The sequence below is a fragment of the Kitasatospora sp. NPDC094019 genome (genome assembly GCF_044764505.1).
Classification (GTDB): domain Bacteria; phylum Actinomycetota; class Actinomycetes; order Streptomycetales; family Streptomycetaceae; genus Kitasatospora.
This window is the reverse complement of record NZ_JBIWIF010000015.1, coordinates 37,681-55,030: the sequence shown is the minus strand read 5'-3', so window position 1 is coordinate 55,030 and position 17,350 is coordinate 37,681. Positions and strand designations below refer to the sequence as shown.

The 17,350-nt window shown below is 76.0% G+C and carries 11 protein-coding genes; 8 read left to right on the top strand and 3 right to left on the bottom strand.

Annotation, left to right across the window (positions count from 1 at the left end; translation table 11 throughout):
• Window positions 1–92 precede the first annotated feature (92 nt).
• From ACIQ9P_RS28605 to ACIQ9P_RS28595, 3 genes are read left to right on the top strand one after another with little or no spacing between them, the layout of a single operon-like run.
• Window positions 93–7,352, top strand: coding sequence for an amino acid adenylation domain-containing protein (locus tag ACIQ9P_RS28605; protein ID WP_402362148.1), 7,260 nt, complete (start codon window positions 93–95; stop codon window positions 7,350–7,352).
• A gap of 38 nt (window positions 7,353–7,390) precedes the next feature.
• Window positions 7,391–7,588: an MbtH family protein gene (locus ACIQ9P_RS28600; protein WP_402362145.1), complete on the top strand. Its 198-nt coding sequence runs from the start codon at window positions 7,391–7,393 to the stop codon at window positions 7,586–7,588.
• Complete coding sequence (locus ACIQ9P_RS28595) at window positions 7,585–9,042, top strand: DHA2 family efflux MFS transporter permease subunit (RefSeq protein ID WP_402362142.1); 1,458 nt, start codon at window positions 7,585–7,587, stop codon at window positions 9,040–9,042. Before ACIQ9P_RS28600 ends, ACIQ9P_RS28595 begins: the two co-directional genes overlap by 4 nt.
• Before the next feature lie 80 nt (window positions 9,043–9,122).
• Here ACIQ9P_RS28595 and ACIQ9P_RS28590 read toward each other — a convergent pair whose 3' ends face one another.
• Complete coding sequence (locus ACIQ9P_RS28590) at window positions 9,123–10,106, bottom strand: GNAT family N-acetyltransferase (RefSeq protein WP_402362139.1); 984 nt, start codon at window positions 10,104–10,106, stop codon at window positions 9,123–9,125.
• Window positions 10,107–10,199: 93 nt separating this feature from the next.
• Here ACIQ9P_RS28590 and ACIQ9P_RS28585 point away from each other — a divergent pair, with 93 nt between their 5' ends.
• The 3 genes from ACIQ9P_RS28585 (at window position 10,200) to ACIQ9P_RS28575 (ending at window position 11,687) form a co-directional block, all read left to right on the top strand.
• Entirely contained in the window at window positions 10,200–10,772 is a 573-nt protein-coding gene (locus ACIQ9P_RS28585) for a hypothetical protein (protein ID WP_402362136.1), read from the top strand.
• Window positions 10,773–10,832: 60 nt separating this feature from the next.
• The gene (locus ACIQ9P_RS28580; protein ID WP_402362133.1) at window positions 10,833–10,955 is read left to right on the top strand and encodes a hypothetical protein; all 123 of its coding nucleotides are present in this window, start codon (window positions 10,833–10,835) and stop codon (window positions 10,953–10,955) included.
• Between the two features lie 234 nt (window positions 10,956–11,189).
• Window positions 11,190–11,687 (top strand): beta-class carbonic anhydrase, encoded by a 498-nt coding sequence (locus ACIQ9P_RS28575; protein WP_402362130.1) that lies wholly within the window; start codon window positions 11,190–11,192, stop codon window positions 11,685–11,687.
• A 54-nt stretch (window positions 11,688–11,741) separates the two neighbouring features.
• Here ACIQ9P_RS28575 and fes read toward each other — a convergent pair whose 3' ends face one another.
• Together fes and fhuB are read right to left on the bottom strand one after the other, a co-directional pair.
• Entirely contained in the window at window positions 11,742–12,914 is a 1,173-nt protein-coding gene (gene fes / locus ACIQ9P_RS28570; protein ID WP_402362127.1) for an enterochelin esterase, read from the bottom strand.
• Between the two features lie 19 nt (window positions 12,915–12,933).
• Window positions 12,934–15,105, bottom strand: coding sequence for a Fe(3+)-hydroxamate ABC transporter permease FhuB (fhuB, locus tag ACIQ9P_RS28565; protein WP_402362124.1), 2,172 nt, complete (start codon window positions 15,103–15,105; stop codon window positions 12,934–12,936).
• A 176-nt stretch (window positions 15,106–15,281) separates the two neighbouring features.
• Between fhuB and ACIQ9P_RS28560 the strand changes: the two genes are divergently transcribed.
• Together ACIQ9P_RS28560 and ACIQ9P_RS28555 are read left to right on the top strand one after the other, a co-directional pair.
• Window positions 15,282–16,343 carry an ABC transporter substrate-binding protein gene (locus tag ACIQ9P_RS28560; RefSeq protein ID WP_402362121.1) on the top strand — a complete coding sequence of 354 codons (1,062 nt, stop codon included), beginning with the start codon at window positions 15,282–15,284 and terminating at the stop codon, window positions 16,341–16,343.
• Window positions 16,344–16,454: 111 nt separating this feature from the next.
• Window positions 16,455–17,246, top strand: a complete 792-nt coding sequence (locus ACIQ9P_RS28555) for an ABC transporter ATP-binding protein (protein ID WP_402362119.1) — start codon at window positions 16,455–16,457, stop codon at window positions 17,244–17,246.
• Window positions 17,247–17,350: the final 104 nt, after the last annotated feature.

Genomic DNA, 17,350 nt, shown 5'->3' with positions numbered 1-17,350 from the left:
AGGCTGTTGACCAGACGATATGCAGATAGCTTAGGCTAACCTAACCAGGCAATTGGCGTGCCGTTCGCCGGACCCGAGGAGCTTTCAGAACCATGCGTCGCCACCAGGCCGCGTCCGACCCCGTCGCCGTCCCCGCCGCAGCCGGCATACCGCTGCTCGCCACCCAGGCGGCGATCTGGTACGCCCAGGCGCTCGACCCCGACAGCCCGGTCTACAACACCGGCGACGCCGTCGAGATCACCGGCCCGCTCGACGCCGGACTGTTCGAGAGCGCCCTGCGCCGTACCGTCGACGAGGCCGACGCGCTCTCCGCCGTCGTCCTCCCCCAGGGAGCCGGTACCGAAGCCGCCGACACCGAAGCCGCCGGGGCGGAGGGCGCCGATCCGGCGCCCCGTCAGCGCCTCGTCCCCGGCCGCCCCTGGACCCTGCACCGGCTCGACCTGCGCGCCGAGGCCGACCCGGAGGCCGCCGCCGAGGCATGGATGCGCGCCGACCTGGCCCGTCCCGTCGACCTCACCGAGGGCCCGCTCTTCACCCAGGCCCTGATCCGCCTCGCCGAGGACCGCCACTGGTGGTACCAGCGGGTCCACCACCTCGCCGTCGACGCCTACGCCCTCACCCTCCTCACCGGCCGGGTCGCCGAGCTCTACACCGCTCTCACCGCCGGCACCCGCCCCACCGACCGCACCTTCGCCACCCCCGCCGAGGTCGCCGCCGAGGAGGCCGCCTACCGCGCCGGGACCGAGCACGCCGCCGACCGCGCCTTCTGGCGCGACCGCCTGGCCGGTGCCGACACCCCCGCCACCCTCCCCGGCGGCACCCCCGCCGGTCCCGCCGGACTGCCCCGCCTCGCCGCCGAACTCCCCGCCGGCACCCTGCCCCGGCTGGAGGCCGCCGCCAAGGCCGCCCGCGCCACCTGGGCCGAACTCGTCATCGCCGCCACCGCCGGCTACCTGCACCGCCTCGCCGGGACCGAGGACGTCGTGCTCGGCCTGCCGCTCGCCAACCGCCGCGGCCCCGCCGCCCTGCGCACCCCCGTCGCCACCGCCAACGTGCTGCCGCTGCGCCTCGCCGTCCACCCCCGCGACACCGCCGCCGAACTGCTGCGCCGGGTCGTGCTGGAGGTCCGCGACGTCCGCCGCCACCAGCGCTACCCGCTGGAGGACCTGCGCCGCGACCTCGGCCGCACCGGCACCCGCCGCCCGCTGTTCGGGCCGATGGTCAACATCAAGGCGTTCGAGCGCGACCTCGACCTCGCCGGCCTGCCCGGCACCGTCCGCAACCTCGCCGCCGGGCCCGTCGACGACCTCGCCCTCGCCGTTTCGCCCGGCCCCGACGGCGCCCTGCGGATCGGTCTGGAGGCCCATCCCGACCAGTACGGCGCCGACGCCCTCGCCGCCCACCGCGACGGCCTGCTGCGCTACCTCGACGGCCTCGCCACCCTGCTGCTCGACGCCCCGCACACCCCGATCGCCCGGATCGACCTGCTCGACCAGGACGCGCTGCACCGCGCCACCGCCGGCCGCACCGAGCCGCCCGCCACCCGCACCGTGCCCGAACTGCTCACCGAGCAGGCCGTCCGCACCCCGGACGCGGTCGCCCTGCGCAGCGGCGCCACCACCCTCACCTTCGCCGAACTCGACGCCGAGAGCGGCCGCCTCGCGCACCGCCTCGCCGCCCTCGGCGTCCGCGCCGACACCCCGGTCGCCCTCGCCATGCCGCGCGGCGCCGACACCCTGGTCGCGATGTTCGCGGTGCTCAAGGCCGGCGGCGCCTGCCTCTCCCTCGACCTCACCCACCCCCGGCAGCGGACCGCCGACATCCTCGACGACACCCGCCCGGTGTGCGCCGTCGGCACCGCCGAGGCACTCGCCGCCCTGCCCGGCGCCGCCGACCGACCCGCCGTCGCCCTCGACGACCCCGCCGTCCGGGCCGAGCTCGCCGCCCTGCCCGCCGGACCGCTGCCCGCCCCCGACCCGGCGCACACCGCCTACCTGCTGCACACCTCGGGCTCCACCGGCCGCCCCAAGGGCGTCGTCGTCACCCACGCCTCGCTCGCCAACCTGCACGCGGGCCACGGCGAGGACCACATCGCCCCCGCCCTCGCCCGCACCGGCCGCGAGCGGCTGCGGATCGCCCACAGCGCCTCCTTCGCCTTCGACGCCTCCTGGGACCCGGTGCTGTGGATGCTCCACGGCCACGAGCTCCACCTGCTCGACGACGCGACCTACCGCGACCCGGCCGCCCTCGTCGGCCACGTCCGCGCCGAACGGATCGACTACCTCGACGTCACCCCCTCCTACCTGGACGTGCTGATCGCCGAGGGCCTGCTCGCCGAGGACGCCCACCGCCCCGCCGTGGTCGCGGTCGGCGGCGAGGCCACCCCCGAACCGCTCTGGCGCCGCCTCACCGCCGTCGACGGCCTGAGCCCCGTCAACCTCTACGGCCCCACCGAGACCACCGTCGACGCCTACACCTGGACCCCCGGTCCGGACGGCGCCCCGGTCGGCCGGGTCGTCCGCGGCTCGCGCGCCTACGTCCTCGACGGCTCGCTGCGCCCCGCCCCCGACGGCGCCATCGGCGAGCTCTACGTGGCCGGCGCCTGCCTGGCCCTCGGCTACCTCGGCCGCCCCGACCTCACCGCCGAGCGCTTCCTCGCCGATCCCTTCGGCCCGCCCGGCGCCCGGATGTACCGCACCGGCGACCTCGCCCGCCGCCGCCCCGACGGGACCCTGGAGTTCCTCGGCCGCGCCGACGACCAGGTGAAGATCCGCGGCTTCCGGATCGAACCCGGCGAGGTCGCCGCCGTCCTCGGCGAACTCCCCGGCGTCGACCGGGCCGTGGTGATCGCCCGCCCCGGCCCCAGCGGGCAGCGGCTGCTCGGCTACGCCGTCCCCGCCGCCGGGGCCGTCCTCGACCCGGCCGCGCTGCGCTCGGGCCTCGCCGCCCGGCTGCCCGAGCACCTGGTGCCCGCCGCCGTGCTCGTGCTCGACGACCTCCCGCGCACCGGCAACGACAAGCTCGACCACCGTGCCCTGCCCGAGCCGGAGTCCGCCGCCGAGGACGGTGGCGACGCGCCCGCCACCCCGCAGGAGGAGATCATCTGCGGGCTGTTCGCCGACCTCCTGGACCTGGCCGGACCGCTCTCCCGGGACGCCGGGTTCTTCGACCTCGGCGGCCACTCGCTGCTGGCCGGCCGCTTCGCCGCCCGGCTGCGCGAGGCGCTCGGCGTGGACGTCGGCTTCGCCGACGTCTTCCGCCACCCCACCCCGGCCGCCCTCGCCGCCCTGCTGCGCGAGCGGTCCGCCCCCGAGCCCCGCCCCGCCCTGGTGCCGGTCGCCCGCGCCGAGCGGATGCCGCTCTCCCCGGCCCAGCGCGGCCTGTGGTTCCACTACCGGCTCGAAGGCCCCAGCCCGACCTACAACATCCCGCTGGTCCTCACCCTCACCGGCCCGCTGGACCGTGACGCCCTCGCGCTCGCCGTCGGCGACCTCGCCGCCCGGCACGAGACCCTGCGCACCGTCTACGGCGAGTCCGCCGACGGCGAGCCGTACCAGCGGATCCTGCCGCCCGCCCCGGTCGAACTCCACACCGGCACCGGCGACATCGCCGAGGCCGTCCGCCATGCCTTCGACCTCGGCGCCGAACCGCCCCTGCGGGCCAGCCTGTTCGCCCACGAGGACGGCACCCACACCCTCCTGCTGCTGCTCCACCACATCGCCGGCGACGGCGCCTCCACCACCCCGCTGGCCCGCGACCTGGCCGCCGCCCACACCGCCCGCCTCGCCGGACGCGCCCCGGAACTGCCGCCGCTGACGGTGCAGTTCGCCGACCACGTGGACTGGCAGGCGAAGCTCCTCGGCACCGGCGGGGCGCCCAGCGCCCTCGCCGTCCGCCAGCTCGACCACTGGCGCAAGACCCTGGCCGGCCTGCCCGACCAGCTCGACCTGCCCACCGACCGGCCCCGGCCCGCCGTCGCCTCCCACCGGGGCGCCACCGTGCCGTTCCGCCTCGACGCCGACGCCCACGCCGCCCTGGCCGCGCTCGCCCGCACCACCGGCACCAGCGTCTTCACCGCCGTCCAGGCCGGCCTGGCCGCACTGCTCACCCGGCACGGCTGCGGCACCGACATCCCCGTCGGCACCCCCGTCGCCGGCCGCGACTCCGACGAGACCGCCGCCCTGGTCGGCTACTTCGTCAACTCCGTGGTCCTGCGCACCGACACCTCCGGCGACCCGACCTTCCGCGACCTGCTCGGCCGCGTCCGAACCGCCGTCCTCGGCGCCCACGACCACGCCGACCTGCCCTTCGACCGCCTGGTCGAGGAGCTCAATCCGCGCCGCTCGCTGGCCCGGCACCCGCTGTTCCAGGTCATGCTGGCCTGGCAGTCCGTCCCCGACCGGGCGTTCGCGCTCGGCGGCGGCCTCACCGCCACCGTCGCCGCGATGCCCTCCGGCACCGCCAAGTTCGACCTCACCCTGAACGCGGGCGAACTGCGCGAGGGCGGCATCGCGGGCTTCCTGGAGTACCGCACCGACCTCTTCGACGAGGCCACCGTGCGGGCCCTCGCCGAGCGCCTGGCCCGGCTGCTCACCGCCGCCGCCACCGCGCCGGACACCACGATCGGCCGGCTCCCGCTGATCGGCGCGGAGGAGCACCACCGCGCCCTGGTCGAGTGGAACGGCACCCCCGTCCACTCGGCGCCCGGCGCCACCCTGCCCGAGCTGTTCGAGGCCGCCGCCCTCGCCGACCCCGGCGCCACCGCCGTCAGCTGCGACGGCGGGACGCTCACGTACGCCGAACTCGGCGCCCGCGCCGACCGGCTGGCCCGGCTGCTGGCCGCCCGCGGCATCGGCCCCGGCACCATCGTCGCCCTCGCCCTGCCGCGCTCCCTCGACCTGGTCACCGGCCTGCTCGCGGTCGCCAAGTCCGGCGCCGCGTACCTGCCGCTCGACCCCGAGTACCCGGCCGACCGGCTCGCCTACATGCTCGCCGACGCCGCGCCCGCCGCGCTGCTCACCGACACCGCCACCGCGCCCCGGATGCCCGAGCACCAGGTGCCGCAGCTGCTCGTCGACGGCGGCGAGGCGGACGCCCACCCGGCCGTCCCGCTGGCCCAGCACGAGCGCACCCGGCCGCTGCGCCCCGAGGACACCGCCTACGTCATCTACACCTCGGGTTCCACCGGCCGCCCCAAGGGCGTGCCCGTCACCCACCACAACGTGGTCCGGCTGTTCTCCGCCACCGACCACTGGTTCGGCTTCGGCGCCGAGGACGTGTGGACGCTGTTCCACTCCTACGCCTTCGACTTCTCGGTCTGGGAGCTCTGGGGCGCCCTGCTCCACGGCGGGCGGCTCGTCGTCGTCCCGCACCTGGTCAGCCGCGACCCGGCGGCCTTCCTCGACCTGCTCGGCCGCGAGCGGGTGACCGTCCTCAACCAGACGCCGTCCGCCTTCTACCAGCTCAGCGCCGCCGACCGGGAGCGTCCCGGCACCGAACTCGCCCTGCGCTACGTGGTGTTCGGCGGCGAGGCGCTCGAACTCGGCCGCCTCGACGACTGGTACGAGCGGCACGCCGACGACGCGCCGACCCTGGTCAACATGTACGGCATCACCGAGACCACCGTGCACGTCTCCTACGTCGCCCTGGACCGGGCGAGCGCCGCCGCGAGCAGCAGCAGCACCATCGGCGTCAACATCCCCGACCTGCGGATCTACGTGCTCGACCAGTACCTGCAGCCGGTCCCGCCCGGTGTCACCGGCGAGATGTACGTGGCCGGAGCCGGCCTGGCCCGGGGCTACCTCGGCCGCCCGGCCCTCAGCTCCGAGCGCTTCGTCGCCGACCCGTACGCCGAGCTCTTCGGCGAGCGCGGCACCCGGATGTACCGCTCCGGCGACCTCGCCCGCCGCCGCGCATGGGGGCACCCCCGGCCGGAGGCTGGGGGAGGAGTCCTGGAGTACTTCGGCCGGGCCGACCAGCAGGTGAAGATCCGCGGCTTCCGGATCGAACTCGGTGAGATCGAGGCCGTCCTGGCCGCCCACCCGGCGGTCGCCGACGCCGCCGTGATCGTCCGCGAGGACGTGCCCGGCGACAAGCGGCTGGTCGGCTACGCCGTCCTCGCCCCCGGCGCCGACGGCACCAGCGGTGACGAACTGCGCACCCGGGCCGCCGCCGACCTGCCCGTCCACATGGTGCCGTCCGCCGTCGTCCTGCTCGACCGGCTGCCGCTCACCGCCAACGGCAAGCTCGACCGGCGCGCCCTGCCCGCCCCCGACGCCCCCGTCGCAGGCGGCGGCCGCCCGCCCCGCAACCCGCGCGAACAGCAGCTGTGCGAGCTGTTCGCCGAGATCCTGGGCGTGCCCGCGGTCGGTGTCGAGGACGACTTCTTCGCCCTCGGCGGCCACTCCCTGCTGGTCGTCCGGCTCGCCGGGCGGATCCGGGCCGTGCTCGGCCTGGAGGTCGGCATCGGCACCCTGTTCCAGGCGCCCACCGTCGCCGCGCTCGACGCCGCGCTGTCCGCCGACACCCCCGGGGCCGACGCGCTCGACGTCCTGCTGCCGCTGCGGCCCACCGCGCCCGGCCGCCGCAACCCGCTGTTCGCCGTCCACCCGGCCGGCGGCCTCAGCTGGTGCTACACCGGACTGATCCGCAACCTCCCGGCGGACGTGCCGATCTACGGCCTCCAGGCCCAGGGCGTCGGCGCCGCCACGGCCGCCGAGCCGCTGCCCGCCACCATGGAGGAGCTGGCCGCGCACTACGTCGACCGGCTCCGCGAGGTCCAGCCCGAGGGCCCCTACCGGCTGCTCGGCTGGTCCACCGGCGGCATCATCGCCCACGCCATGGCCGCCCGGCTGGAGGAGCTCGGCCACACCGTCGAACTGCTGGCCGTCCTCGACGCCTACCCGGCCGAGGGCTTCCGCGACCTGCCCGTCCCGGACCAGGCCGAGGCCCTGGAGGCCCTGCTCACCATGGGCGGCTTCGGCCCCGAGGACCTCGACGGCCGGCCGCTGGAACTCGCCCACGTCACCGAGGTGCTGCGCCGCGAGGGCAGCCCGCTGGCCGGGCTCGACGACGCCACCGTCGAGGCGCTGAACCGGATCTACCTGCACATCAACCACCTGGTGCGCGAGTACGACCACCGCCGCCTCACCGGCGACGTGCTGTTCTTCCGCGCCGTCGTCGACACCATCGACGACACCCTGGTGCCCGAGCTGTGGACCCCGTACGTGGCCGGGCGGATCGACAACACCGATGTCGCCTGCTCGCACAAGGACATGACGCTGCCGGAGCCGATCGCGCACATCGCGGGCGTCGTCACCGAGCACCTCACCGCCCTCGACGCGGACCGCTGAACCCTGCCCCCGTCCGAACCAACAGGAGAACCCACCCCATGAGTGACGCCCCCGCCAACCCCTTCGACGGCGACGGCGAGTTCCTCGCGCTCGTCAACGACGAGGGCCAGCACTCGCTCTGGCCGGACTTCGCCGCCGTCCCGGCCGGCTGGACCGTCGCCCACGGGCCGGGCGAGCGCGCCGCCGTGCTGGACTGGATCACCGCCCACTGGACCGAGCTGAGCCCGGCCCGATGACCGACACGGACGCGAAGCCCGGCCCCGGTCCCGGCACCCCCGCCGGGGCCGGGGCCGGCGCCCCGGCCCGCCCCCTGTTCGCGGGGCGGCTCGCCGTGGTGCTCGTCTACACGGCCGCGATGTGCATGAACGGCCTGGACTCGACGATCGTCAACCCGGCGCTGTTCACCATCGCCGGCGACTTCGGCCGCCCGGTCTCCGCCGCCAACGCGGTGGAGACCGCCTTCCTGGTCGGCCTCGCCGTCGGCCTCCCGGCGGCCGGCTGGCTCGGCGACCGGTTCGGGGTCCGGCGGGTCTTCCTCGGCTCGCTCGCGGTGTTCACCCTGGCCAGCGCCCTGTGCGCGGCCGCGCCCGACCTCGGCGCGCTCACCGCGGCCCGGGCCGCGCAGGGCGTGGCCGGCGGCCTGCTCACCCCGGTCGGCATGACCCTGCTGTTCCGGGCCTTCGAGCCGCACGAGCGGGCCGGGCTCGGCAAGGTGCTGATCGTGCCGACGGCCCTGATGCCCGCGCTCGGCCCGCCGCTCGGCGGCTTCCTGACCGAACACCTCTCCTGGCACTGGCTGTTCCTGGTCAACGTGCCGATCGGCGTGGCGGCCGTCCTGACCGGCCTGTTCGCGCTGCGCGACCAGGAGGAGCCGCCGGCCGGGCGCTTCGACACCACCGGCTTCCTGCTCGCCACCCCGGGTCTGGGCCTGCTCACCTACGCGCTCGGCTTCGGCCCCGCGCACGGCTGGACCTCCCCGGCCGTGGGCCTGTCCGGGATCCTCGGCGCGGTGCTGCTCGTCCTCGCCGTCCGGCACCAGCTGCGGACCGAGGAACCGCTGGTGGACCTGCGGCTGCTCGCCGACCGGACCTTCGGCGCGGCGAGCTGGCTGGCCCTGCTGACCGCCGCCGGACTGATGGGCGCGCTGTTCGCGTTCCCGCTGCTGTACCAGGCGGCGCTGGGCGCCTCCGCGCTGGACGCGGGCCTGAGCGTGTTCCCGGAGGCGATCGGCCTGATGGCCGCCTCCCAGGTGGTCGACCGGCTGCTGCCGAGGCTGGGTCCGCGCCGGCTCGCGCTGCCGGCCCTGCTGCTCGCGGCCCTGGTGCTGGCGGCGCTCGCCCTGCCGGGCGTCGGCGAGAACGCCTGGGCCGTGCGGGCGCTGATGTTCGGCGTCGGCCTGATCCTGGGCACCGCCGTGCTGACGGTGCAGATCGCGGGCTTCGCGGACGTGCCGGGGCCCGCGATGGGCCGGGCGATGGGACTGTTCACCATCGTCCGCACCCTCGGCGGCGCGTTCGGCATCGCCGGCGCCGCCGCCCTGATCGGCGCCCTCGCCGAGGACGGCACCCACAGCGCCGAACCCGGGCCCTACCGGGTCGCCCTGGTGGCGACGGCGGCCGCGGTCGCCCTCGGCGCCCTGGTCGCGGCCCGGCTGCCGAAGGAGGTACCGGGCCCGCCGCCGATGGACTGAGGGACCGACACCACCGCCGCAGGACGGCACCCCGCCCGGGGTGCCGTCCTGCGGCGTTCGCGGCCGTGCGGGGGCGGGTCTCAGAGCTCCTTGACGAGCCGCCGGTGCCCGGCGCCCCAGCGGTACCCGAGCGCCGTGTTCACCGCGACCATCGGGACGTTGCCGGTCTCGACCTCGGTGTGGGCGGTGCGGACGCCGTGCCCGAGCAGGTGCCGGGCCGCGTGCAGCTTGAGCGTCCGGGCCAGCCCGCGTCCGCGCCAGGCCCGCAGTACCGCCGTGTAGTCGACGCGGCAGGCCAACGGGTCCTCGGTGGCGTGCACGACGGTGGCGCCGACGATCCGCCCGGCGCACTCGGCGGTGAACACCCAGTCGGGTCGCCCGCCGGGTCCCGCCAGCACCTCGGCCCGCCAGCGGTCGAACTCCGGCAGGGCGTCGGCGAATCCGGGATTGTCGCGAAGGGTCTCGCGGTAGAGGTGGTGCAGCTGCCGCTCGGGTTCGGGCGCGGTGGTGGTGGCGAGGGTGTCCAGGAACAGCCCGGGCGGCGGCTGGGGCCCGGGCAGGTGCGGGCCCACCGGGGCGCTCGCCGACCGGACGTGGGCGTCCACCCGGTAGCCGCGGCCGAGCAGCAGCCCGGTCAGGTCGCCGGGGGAGTCCCGCCCCGCCGACGTCGACCCGTCGTGCTCGTCCGGGAGCCGTCCGAGCAGTCGCCCGGCCCCGACCTCGCGGCCCCAGCGTTCCAGCCCGTCGTAGAGCGGCAGCAGCCAGGCCGGGGCGCGCCCCGGCGCGCTGACGGCGAGCGAGGCGAGGTCCCCGGGCGGCGTCCAGGGCGCGCGCCAGGCGGTGGCGTACCCGAGCAGGTCCCCGGCCGGCCCGGGCTGGACCAGCCGGACCCGGCCGTGCCCGGTGAGCCGCCCCCGCCGGTCGGTGCTCAGCCGGTCCTCGTTCGGCAACGCCGCGTCCCGGCCCCGCAGTTCGGCGGCCGTGACGGGCCGTTCGGCCCCGTCGGCCGAGAGGAGGTCCGCCAGCGCGGGGTAGTCGGTGTCGGCCCGGAACGCGCGGATCACCCGCGGCCGCCGGGCAGCGTCATTCGCATCACATGTGACACCGTACTGGTCCTGACGATGTCCCGTCCGGGTTTTGCGCCATGATCCACATCGATGGGAACCTGTGCTGTGCACAACAAGCAGACCGCCCCGTTGATCGGCGCCGCCTTCGGACTCGCCTTCGTCCTCGCGAACGCCGGAGCTCTTCCCGGAGCCGCCGCCGTGCTGCTCCGGGTCCTCGCGATCCTGGTGTTCCTCCGGCTGTTCCTGGCCCTGCGCCGCCGTCCCGCCCTCCCCGCGCCGCCGGGTGGCTCCGCCGTTCCCGCCCCGCCCGTGTTCGGCCGGGGATACCGGCTGGTGGTGGCCGCCGAGGTGGTCGTCGGCCTGGCCGGCCTCGTCGTCGTCAACCCGGTGCTGCACGCGCCGAAGGCCACGGTCGGCTGGATCGCCCTGGTGGTCGGTCTGCACTTCTTCGGCCTGGCGACGGTCTGGCGGCGGCCCGCGCTCCACGTGCTGGCCGCCGCCATGTCGGTGTGCGGCGCGGCGGGCGTCGGCCTCGCCGCGGCCGGCGCCCCCGCCTCGGTCGTCGCGGTGGTGGCAGGCATCGCCCCGGGGGCCCTGCTGCTCGGTTCGGTGGCCCGGAGCCTGCGGACACCGGCCGTCGAGGTGGCCCCGCGGCTGGTCTGACGGCGGGGCCGGGGTCCGGCGGCCCCGTGCCGCCGGGGCCGTCACCCGAGGGGGTGGAGAATGCCGGATTCCCCGGCGGGCGGGGAAGGCGGGCGGTACGTTGCCCGCATGACCGTGCTCGTCCGCCGTCGTCACATCGACTACGGCCGCATCCACTCCACCGGCTGTCCGGTCACCTTCTGATCGTCCGGTCCGTCCGGCCGGCCGCGCCGTGGTGCGCGCCGCCCGCCGCGAGGGCCGTCGTCCGTTGCCGCCGGGCGGGCCCGCCGTAGCCGTGGGCCGTTCCGTCCGCGCGGTGCCCCGGGCACACCCGTCCGTCCCCGTTCTCGTCCGCGCGCACGCATGCCCGGGCGGGGCGGGTTCCCGGGTGTCCCGGACGATCACGATCCGACCGCACCGAAGGGACGTCCGTCCGCCATGACCGACACCGCCACCGACCACTACCTGCGCAACAACTCCGACTACGCCGCGGCCTTCGAGGGTCCGCTGCCGCTCCCGCCGGCCCGCCGCACGGCCGTCCTGGCCTGCATGGACGCCCGGCTCAACGTCTACGGCGCGCTCGGTCTCGCCGAGGGCGACTCGCACGTGATCCGCAACGCCGGCGGCGTCGCCACGGACGACGCCATCCGCTCGCTGGCGATCAGCCAACGACTGCTCGGGACCGAGGAGATCATCCTCGTGCACCACACCGACTGCGGGATGCTCACCTTCGGCGACGACGCCTTCCGCGAGGACATCCGCAAGGAGACCGGTGTCAAGCCGCCGTGGGCGGCGGAGGCGTTCGCCGACCTGGAGACCGACCTCCGGCAGTCGGCCGCGCGGATCCGGACCAGCCCCTTCGTCCCGCACACCGGGTCCGTGCGCGGCTTCGTGTTCGACGTCGCGACCGGGGTCCTCGTGGAGGTCGGGCTCTGAGCGCCGGGGTGGTGGGCGCGGCGGCCGCACCCACCACCCCCCGGTGCCCGGGCGTCAGCCGCGCGGCCCCAGCAGGTGCACCAGGCCGTCGGCGAGGCCGCCGCGCCAGCAGGCGTAGTCGTGACCGCCGTTGAACTCGCGGTAGGCGAGGTCGTAACCCCGGTCGAGCAGGACGTCGCGCAGGTTGCGGTTCTGCGGGAGCAGCAGCCACTCCTGGAGTCCGGCCTCCACCCAGAACCGGGCCTCGCGCCGTTCGGCGGCGGCGAACTGGCGGGTGAGCCACTCGCTGCCGTCGTTGAGCTCGGTGGCGTCGGGCCACCAGAAGGAGCCGGACTGCGACAGCGCGTTGCCGAACCGGGCCGGCCGGTGGAAGGCGGCGAACGCGGCGGTCAGCCCGCCCGCGCTCTGGCCGGCGATCACCGTGCGGGCCGGGTCGGCGGTGGCCCGGTACTCGGCGGCGGCCCAGGGCAGCACCCGGTCGGCGAGCAGGTCGACGAAGGCCGGGTTGCAGCTGAGGTCGTCCACCCGGGCCCGGGGCGGGGTGTGGACGAGCAGGGCGACGGTCGGCGGGATCAGCCCCTCGGCCGTCAGGTTGTCCAGGGTGTCGCCGACGGACAGCTGCTCGCCCCACACGTCGCCGTCCAGCAGGACCAGCACCGGGTAGGGGCCGCCGTCGGCGCGGTGCCCGGCGGGCAGATGGACGTCGATCGTCCGCCCGGCGGCCTCGGCACGCACGGTGCGTCCGCGCGGCACCTCCGGGCGGCGCTCGGCGTACGGCTGGGCGAGCGCCTCGGGCAGGGCGAGCAGCGAGGAGGGGTGGCGCCCGTCGCGGCCGGGCAGCCGCGGGCCCCGGTCGAGCGGGTCGGGGAGGGCACCGTCCAGGACCTTCAGCCAGTCGGCCCGCCGGGTGCCGGGGACGGCCCCGCGCACCGGGTACAGCTGGTAGGAGGCCCGGTGGTCGGCGCGCAGCCGGTAGGTGCGGGACCAGCCGCCGGCCCGGCGCTCCATCAGGTGGGGGGTGAGGTCGCCGGCGTGCCGGTCCTTGTCGGTGACGGTGTGGACGAGCGCGAGCACGCCGTCGTACGGCTCCTCGCCCGGCTCGTCGCGGAGCACGAAGGTCACCTGCCGGTAGGCCGGGTCCTCGGGGTCGGGGTCGACCAGCGGCGCGCCCTCGGCGGCCACCCGGTCCCAGAACGCGCTGTCGGAGACGGGCTGTTCATTCTGCACTGCGAGAACTCCTCGGAAATCAGGCGGGGTTGCCCTTGCGGCCGAGCAACACCCAGAGCAGGAACGGGCCGCCGAGCACGGTGGTGACGATGCCGACCGGGATCTCGACCCCGGAGATGAGGATCCGGCCGAGGGTGTCGGCGAGCACGATCAGCACCGCGCCGACCAGGGCGGAGCCGAGCACCGGGACGCGGGCCGGCCCGGCCAGCCGGCCGGCGACGACGGGTGCGGCCAGCGCGACGAAGCCGACCGGTCCGCAGATCCCGACCGCGAGGCCGGCGAGCGCCACGGCCAGCAGCAGGCAGGCGAACCGGACCCGGCCGGGGTCGACGCCGAGCGAGGAGGCCACGTTGTCGTCGAAGCGCAGCACGGCCAGCCGGCGGGCCACCACCAGCGCGAGCGGCACCAGGACGGCGAGGCCGATCAGGACCGGGGTGGCGACCTCGTAGTCGCGGCCGTTGAGGCTGCCGGAGGTCCAGACGTACAGCGAGGAGGCGGAGCTGAGGGAGCGCCGGGCCATCGCGACCTGGATGATCGCGGAGGCGAGCGCCGACATGGCGAGGCCGACCACGAGCACCCGGTAGCCGCGGGCGCCGAGGCCGCCGGAGACGGCGGTGACCACGGCGACGGCGACCAGGGCGCCGATCGGTCCGGCCCACCAGGCGCCGAACGCGCCGGTGGCGGTGACGGAGATCAGCACGGCGGCGGTGGCACCGTCGTTGACGCCGAGCAGTTCGGGGGTGGCGAGCCGGTTGCGGGCCAGGGTCTGGGTGAGGCAGCCGGCCAGGCCGAGCGCGGCGCCGGCGGCGAGGCCCGCGACGATCCGGCCGAGCCGGAACTTCTGCACCAGCAGGACGTCGAGGCGGTCGCCGTAGCCGAAGACGGCCCGGAAGGTGGAGCCGAGGTCGAGTTCGCTCTGCCCGGCGTGCGCGGAGACGACGACGGCGGCGAGCAGCGCGGCGGCGAGGCCGAGCGCGGCCAGTGCCGAGCGCCGGGGGAGCAGCACGGACAGCGCGCCGCGCCGGATCACCACGTCCGGCCTGGGCGGCTTCTCCTCGGGGTGGCCGCTCCGGCCGGAGGACTCGGCGGGGGCGGTGTCGGTGAGGCCGAGCGCGGCGTTCTTCCGCGACCGAACGATGGCGATCAGGGCGGGCGCGCCGATCAGCGCGACGATCACCGAGACCGGGGCCTCGAACGGGCGGGCGACCACCCGGGCGAGGACGTCGGCACCGGTCAGCACGGCGGCGCCGACGAGGCCGGCGAGCAGGGTGAGCCGGCCGACCCGGGGGCCGGCGGCGGCCCGGGCCAGGAAGCCGGCGAGCAGGCCGAGGAAGGAGATCGGCCCGGCGAGGGCGACGGCGGAGGCGGTGAGCAGGGTGACGGCGAGCGCGACGGCGGCGCGGGTGGCGCCGGGGCGGTGGCCGAGGCCGCGGGCGAGGTCGTCGCCGAGCGCGAGCGCGGACAGCGGCCGGGTGGTGAGCAGGGCGACCACGAAGCCGACCCCGAGCACCGGGGCGAGCTGGGTCAGGGTGGTCCAGCCCTCGACGCCGGCCAGCGAGCCGAGCACCCAGACCCGGTAGCGGTCGTACGCCTCGGGGGAGTTGACGATCAGGACGCCGGTGAGGCCGCCGAAGGTGGCGCCGACGGCGGAGCCGCCGAGGACGAGCCGCATCGGGGAGCCGCCGCCCCGGCTGCCGGCGATCGCCAGTACGAGTCCGCTGGCCAGCACGGCGCCGCCGAAGGCGAAGGCGAGGTAGCCGTAGGAGGTCTGGACGCCGAGCACGGCGATGCCGAGGACGACGCCGAGCGAGGCGCCGGCGTTGACGCCGAGCAGGCCGGTCTCGGCGAGCGGGTTGCGGGTGACGGCCTGGAGCTGGGCTCCGGCCACGCCGAGCGCGGCGCCGACCAGCAGGGCGGTCAGGGTGCGGGGGAGGCGCAGGTCGCCGACGACCAGGGCGAGGTGACTGTCGGCGCGGGCGCCGCCGATGTCGAGCAGGTAGTCCAGCACGCGGCCGGGGCCGACCTCGCCGGCGCCGACGGACAGTGAGACCGCTGTCAGCGCGAGCAGTGCGGCGAGGACGCCGCCGAGGGCGATCCGGGCGGTGCGGCGGGACCGGTCGGCCGTCGGCGGTGCGGGGGCGGAGGGCTTAGCGCCGGCCGCTTCGACGGCACCCACTTGCGACAATGTCATAAGGTAAGGCTAACCTAATGGTCAGCGCGGTCGGACTGGTGTCCGACTCGGGGGGCATCCGTCCGGATCGTCCCGATTCGGATCGCCGTACCGCCGTCGCGCCGCCGCAGTCCGCATCGCCCGTCCCCACCGTCGTTCGTACCGCCCGTACGCAACACCCTTGCCCGGAGGCATCCATGTCGACCCCCCAGAGCCCGCTGCACCTCGCCCGCCGTCGCGCGGTCCAGGCGGTGGCCGCCACCGGGGCGGCCACGCTCCTGCTCGTCGGCTGCGGCTCGTCGGGCTCCTCCGACAAGGCGTCCTCCGACAAGGGCTCCCCGTCGGCCGCCGCCACGACCGCGGCCGCCTCCACGGCCGCCGCCGCGGGCAGCCCGGCCGCCGACGCCGCCGGCGGCAAGCGGACCGTCAAGGACGCCACCGGCACCGCCGTCGAGATCCCGGCCGAGCCCAAGCGCATCGTCACCCTCACCCAGGAGGACCTCGACGCGGTGCTCGCCCTCGGCCTCAAGCCGGCCGGCATCACCAACGGCCAGGGCCTCAACGAGCCGCCGGCGTACCTGAAGGACAAGGTCCAGGGCATCCCGGTGGTCGGCAACCTGCTCCAGCCCGTCATGGACAAGGTCATCGCCGCCAAGCCCGACCTCATCCTGGCCGGCGACATGCAGGACCAGCAGGTCCTCAAGCAGCTGCGCGAGATCACCCCGGCCACCGTGGTCACCATGGCCCCGACCGACGACTGGAAGCTCTCCTTCCGCGGCATCGGCAACGCCGTCAACAAGCTGGACGCGGCCAACAAGGTCATCGCCGACTACGACGCCAAGGCCGCCAAGGCCGGCGGCGAGCTGGGCGAGAACAAGGGCAAGGCCGTCTCCATCGTCCGCTGGAACCCGACCGGCCCCAGCTGGATGGAGAAGAAGCAGTTCGCCAGCGGCGTCGCCCTCGACATGGGTCTGACCCGCCCGCAGGCGCAGGACAAGGACGGCAACGCGCACACCCCGGCGCTGAGCCTGGAGAAGATCAACGAGATCGACGGCGACTGGCTGTTCCTGTCGACCCTCACCGACGACGGCAAGGCCGCGCTCAAGGACGTCCAGTCCAAGCCCGCCTACCAGGGGCTCGGCGCGGTGAAGAACAACCACACCGTCACCGTGGACGGTTCGGTCTGGTCGACCCGTGGCGGCCCGCTCGCCGCGGACGTCGTGATCGGCGACATCAGCAAGGCGCTCGCCGCCAAGTGACCGCAGGCGGCGGGCGCTCCTCCTCACGGGGCGCCCGCCGCCCGCTTCGTTCTCCGGGGCGTTCGCCCCCCGCTTCGTTCCCCTTCTGCTCTCCCATCGAAGGAACCCGCCATGGAGTTGACGGTCGAGGGCCTCAAGGCCGGTTACGGTCCCGGGCGCCCGGTGCTCGGCGGCGTCGACCTCACCGTGCCCGGCGGGCAGGTGGTGGCCGTCGTCGGCCCGAACGGCTGCGGCAAGTCCACCCTGCTGCGCTCGATCGCCCGGCTGCACCGGCCCGACTCCGGCCGGGTGCTGGTCGGTGGCGAGGACATCTGGAAGCTGCGCCCGCGGCAGGCCGCCCACCGGGTCGCGCTGCTGCCGCAGAGCCCGCAGGCCCCGGAGGCGGTCACCGTGGCCGGGTTGGTCCGCTACGGCCGCCACCCGCACCAGGGCCTGTTCCGGCAGTGGTCCGCCGACGACGAGCGGCTCACCGCCGAGGCCCTGCGGGCCACCGGCGTCGAGGAGTTCGCCGAACGCCGGCTCGACCGGCTCTCCGGCGGGCAGCGGCAGCGCTGCTGGCTCGCCATGGTCCTCGCCCAGGACGCGCCCGTGGTCCTGCTCGACGAGCCGACCAGCGCCCTCGACCTCGGCCACGCGGTCGAGGTGCTGGAGCTGGTGCGCGAGGTCGCGGCGGGCGGGCGCACCGTCGTCATGGTGCTGCACGACCTCGCGGCGGCGGCCCGCTACGCCGATCTGGTGGTGGCGATGCGCGGCGGTGAGATGATCGCCTGCGGCCCGCCGCGCGAGGTGGTGGACGCGCCGCTGGTGCGGGCGCTGTACGACGTCGACAGCGATGTGCTCGCGGCCCCCGGGGACGGCGCGCCGGTGATCGTCCCGCGGGCGGGGAGCCGGACGGCGGCCTGACCGGGGGGGCGTTCCTGGGGTCCTGGGCCCCGAGCGGCCCGAGCGGCCCGAGCGGACTGAACGGAATGGCCCGGACGGTCCGAACGGTCGCACGGGCGCGGCGG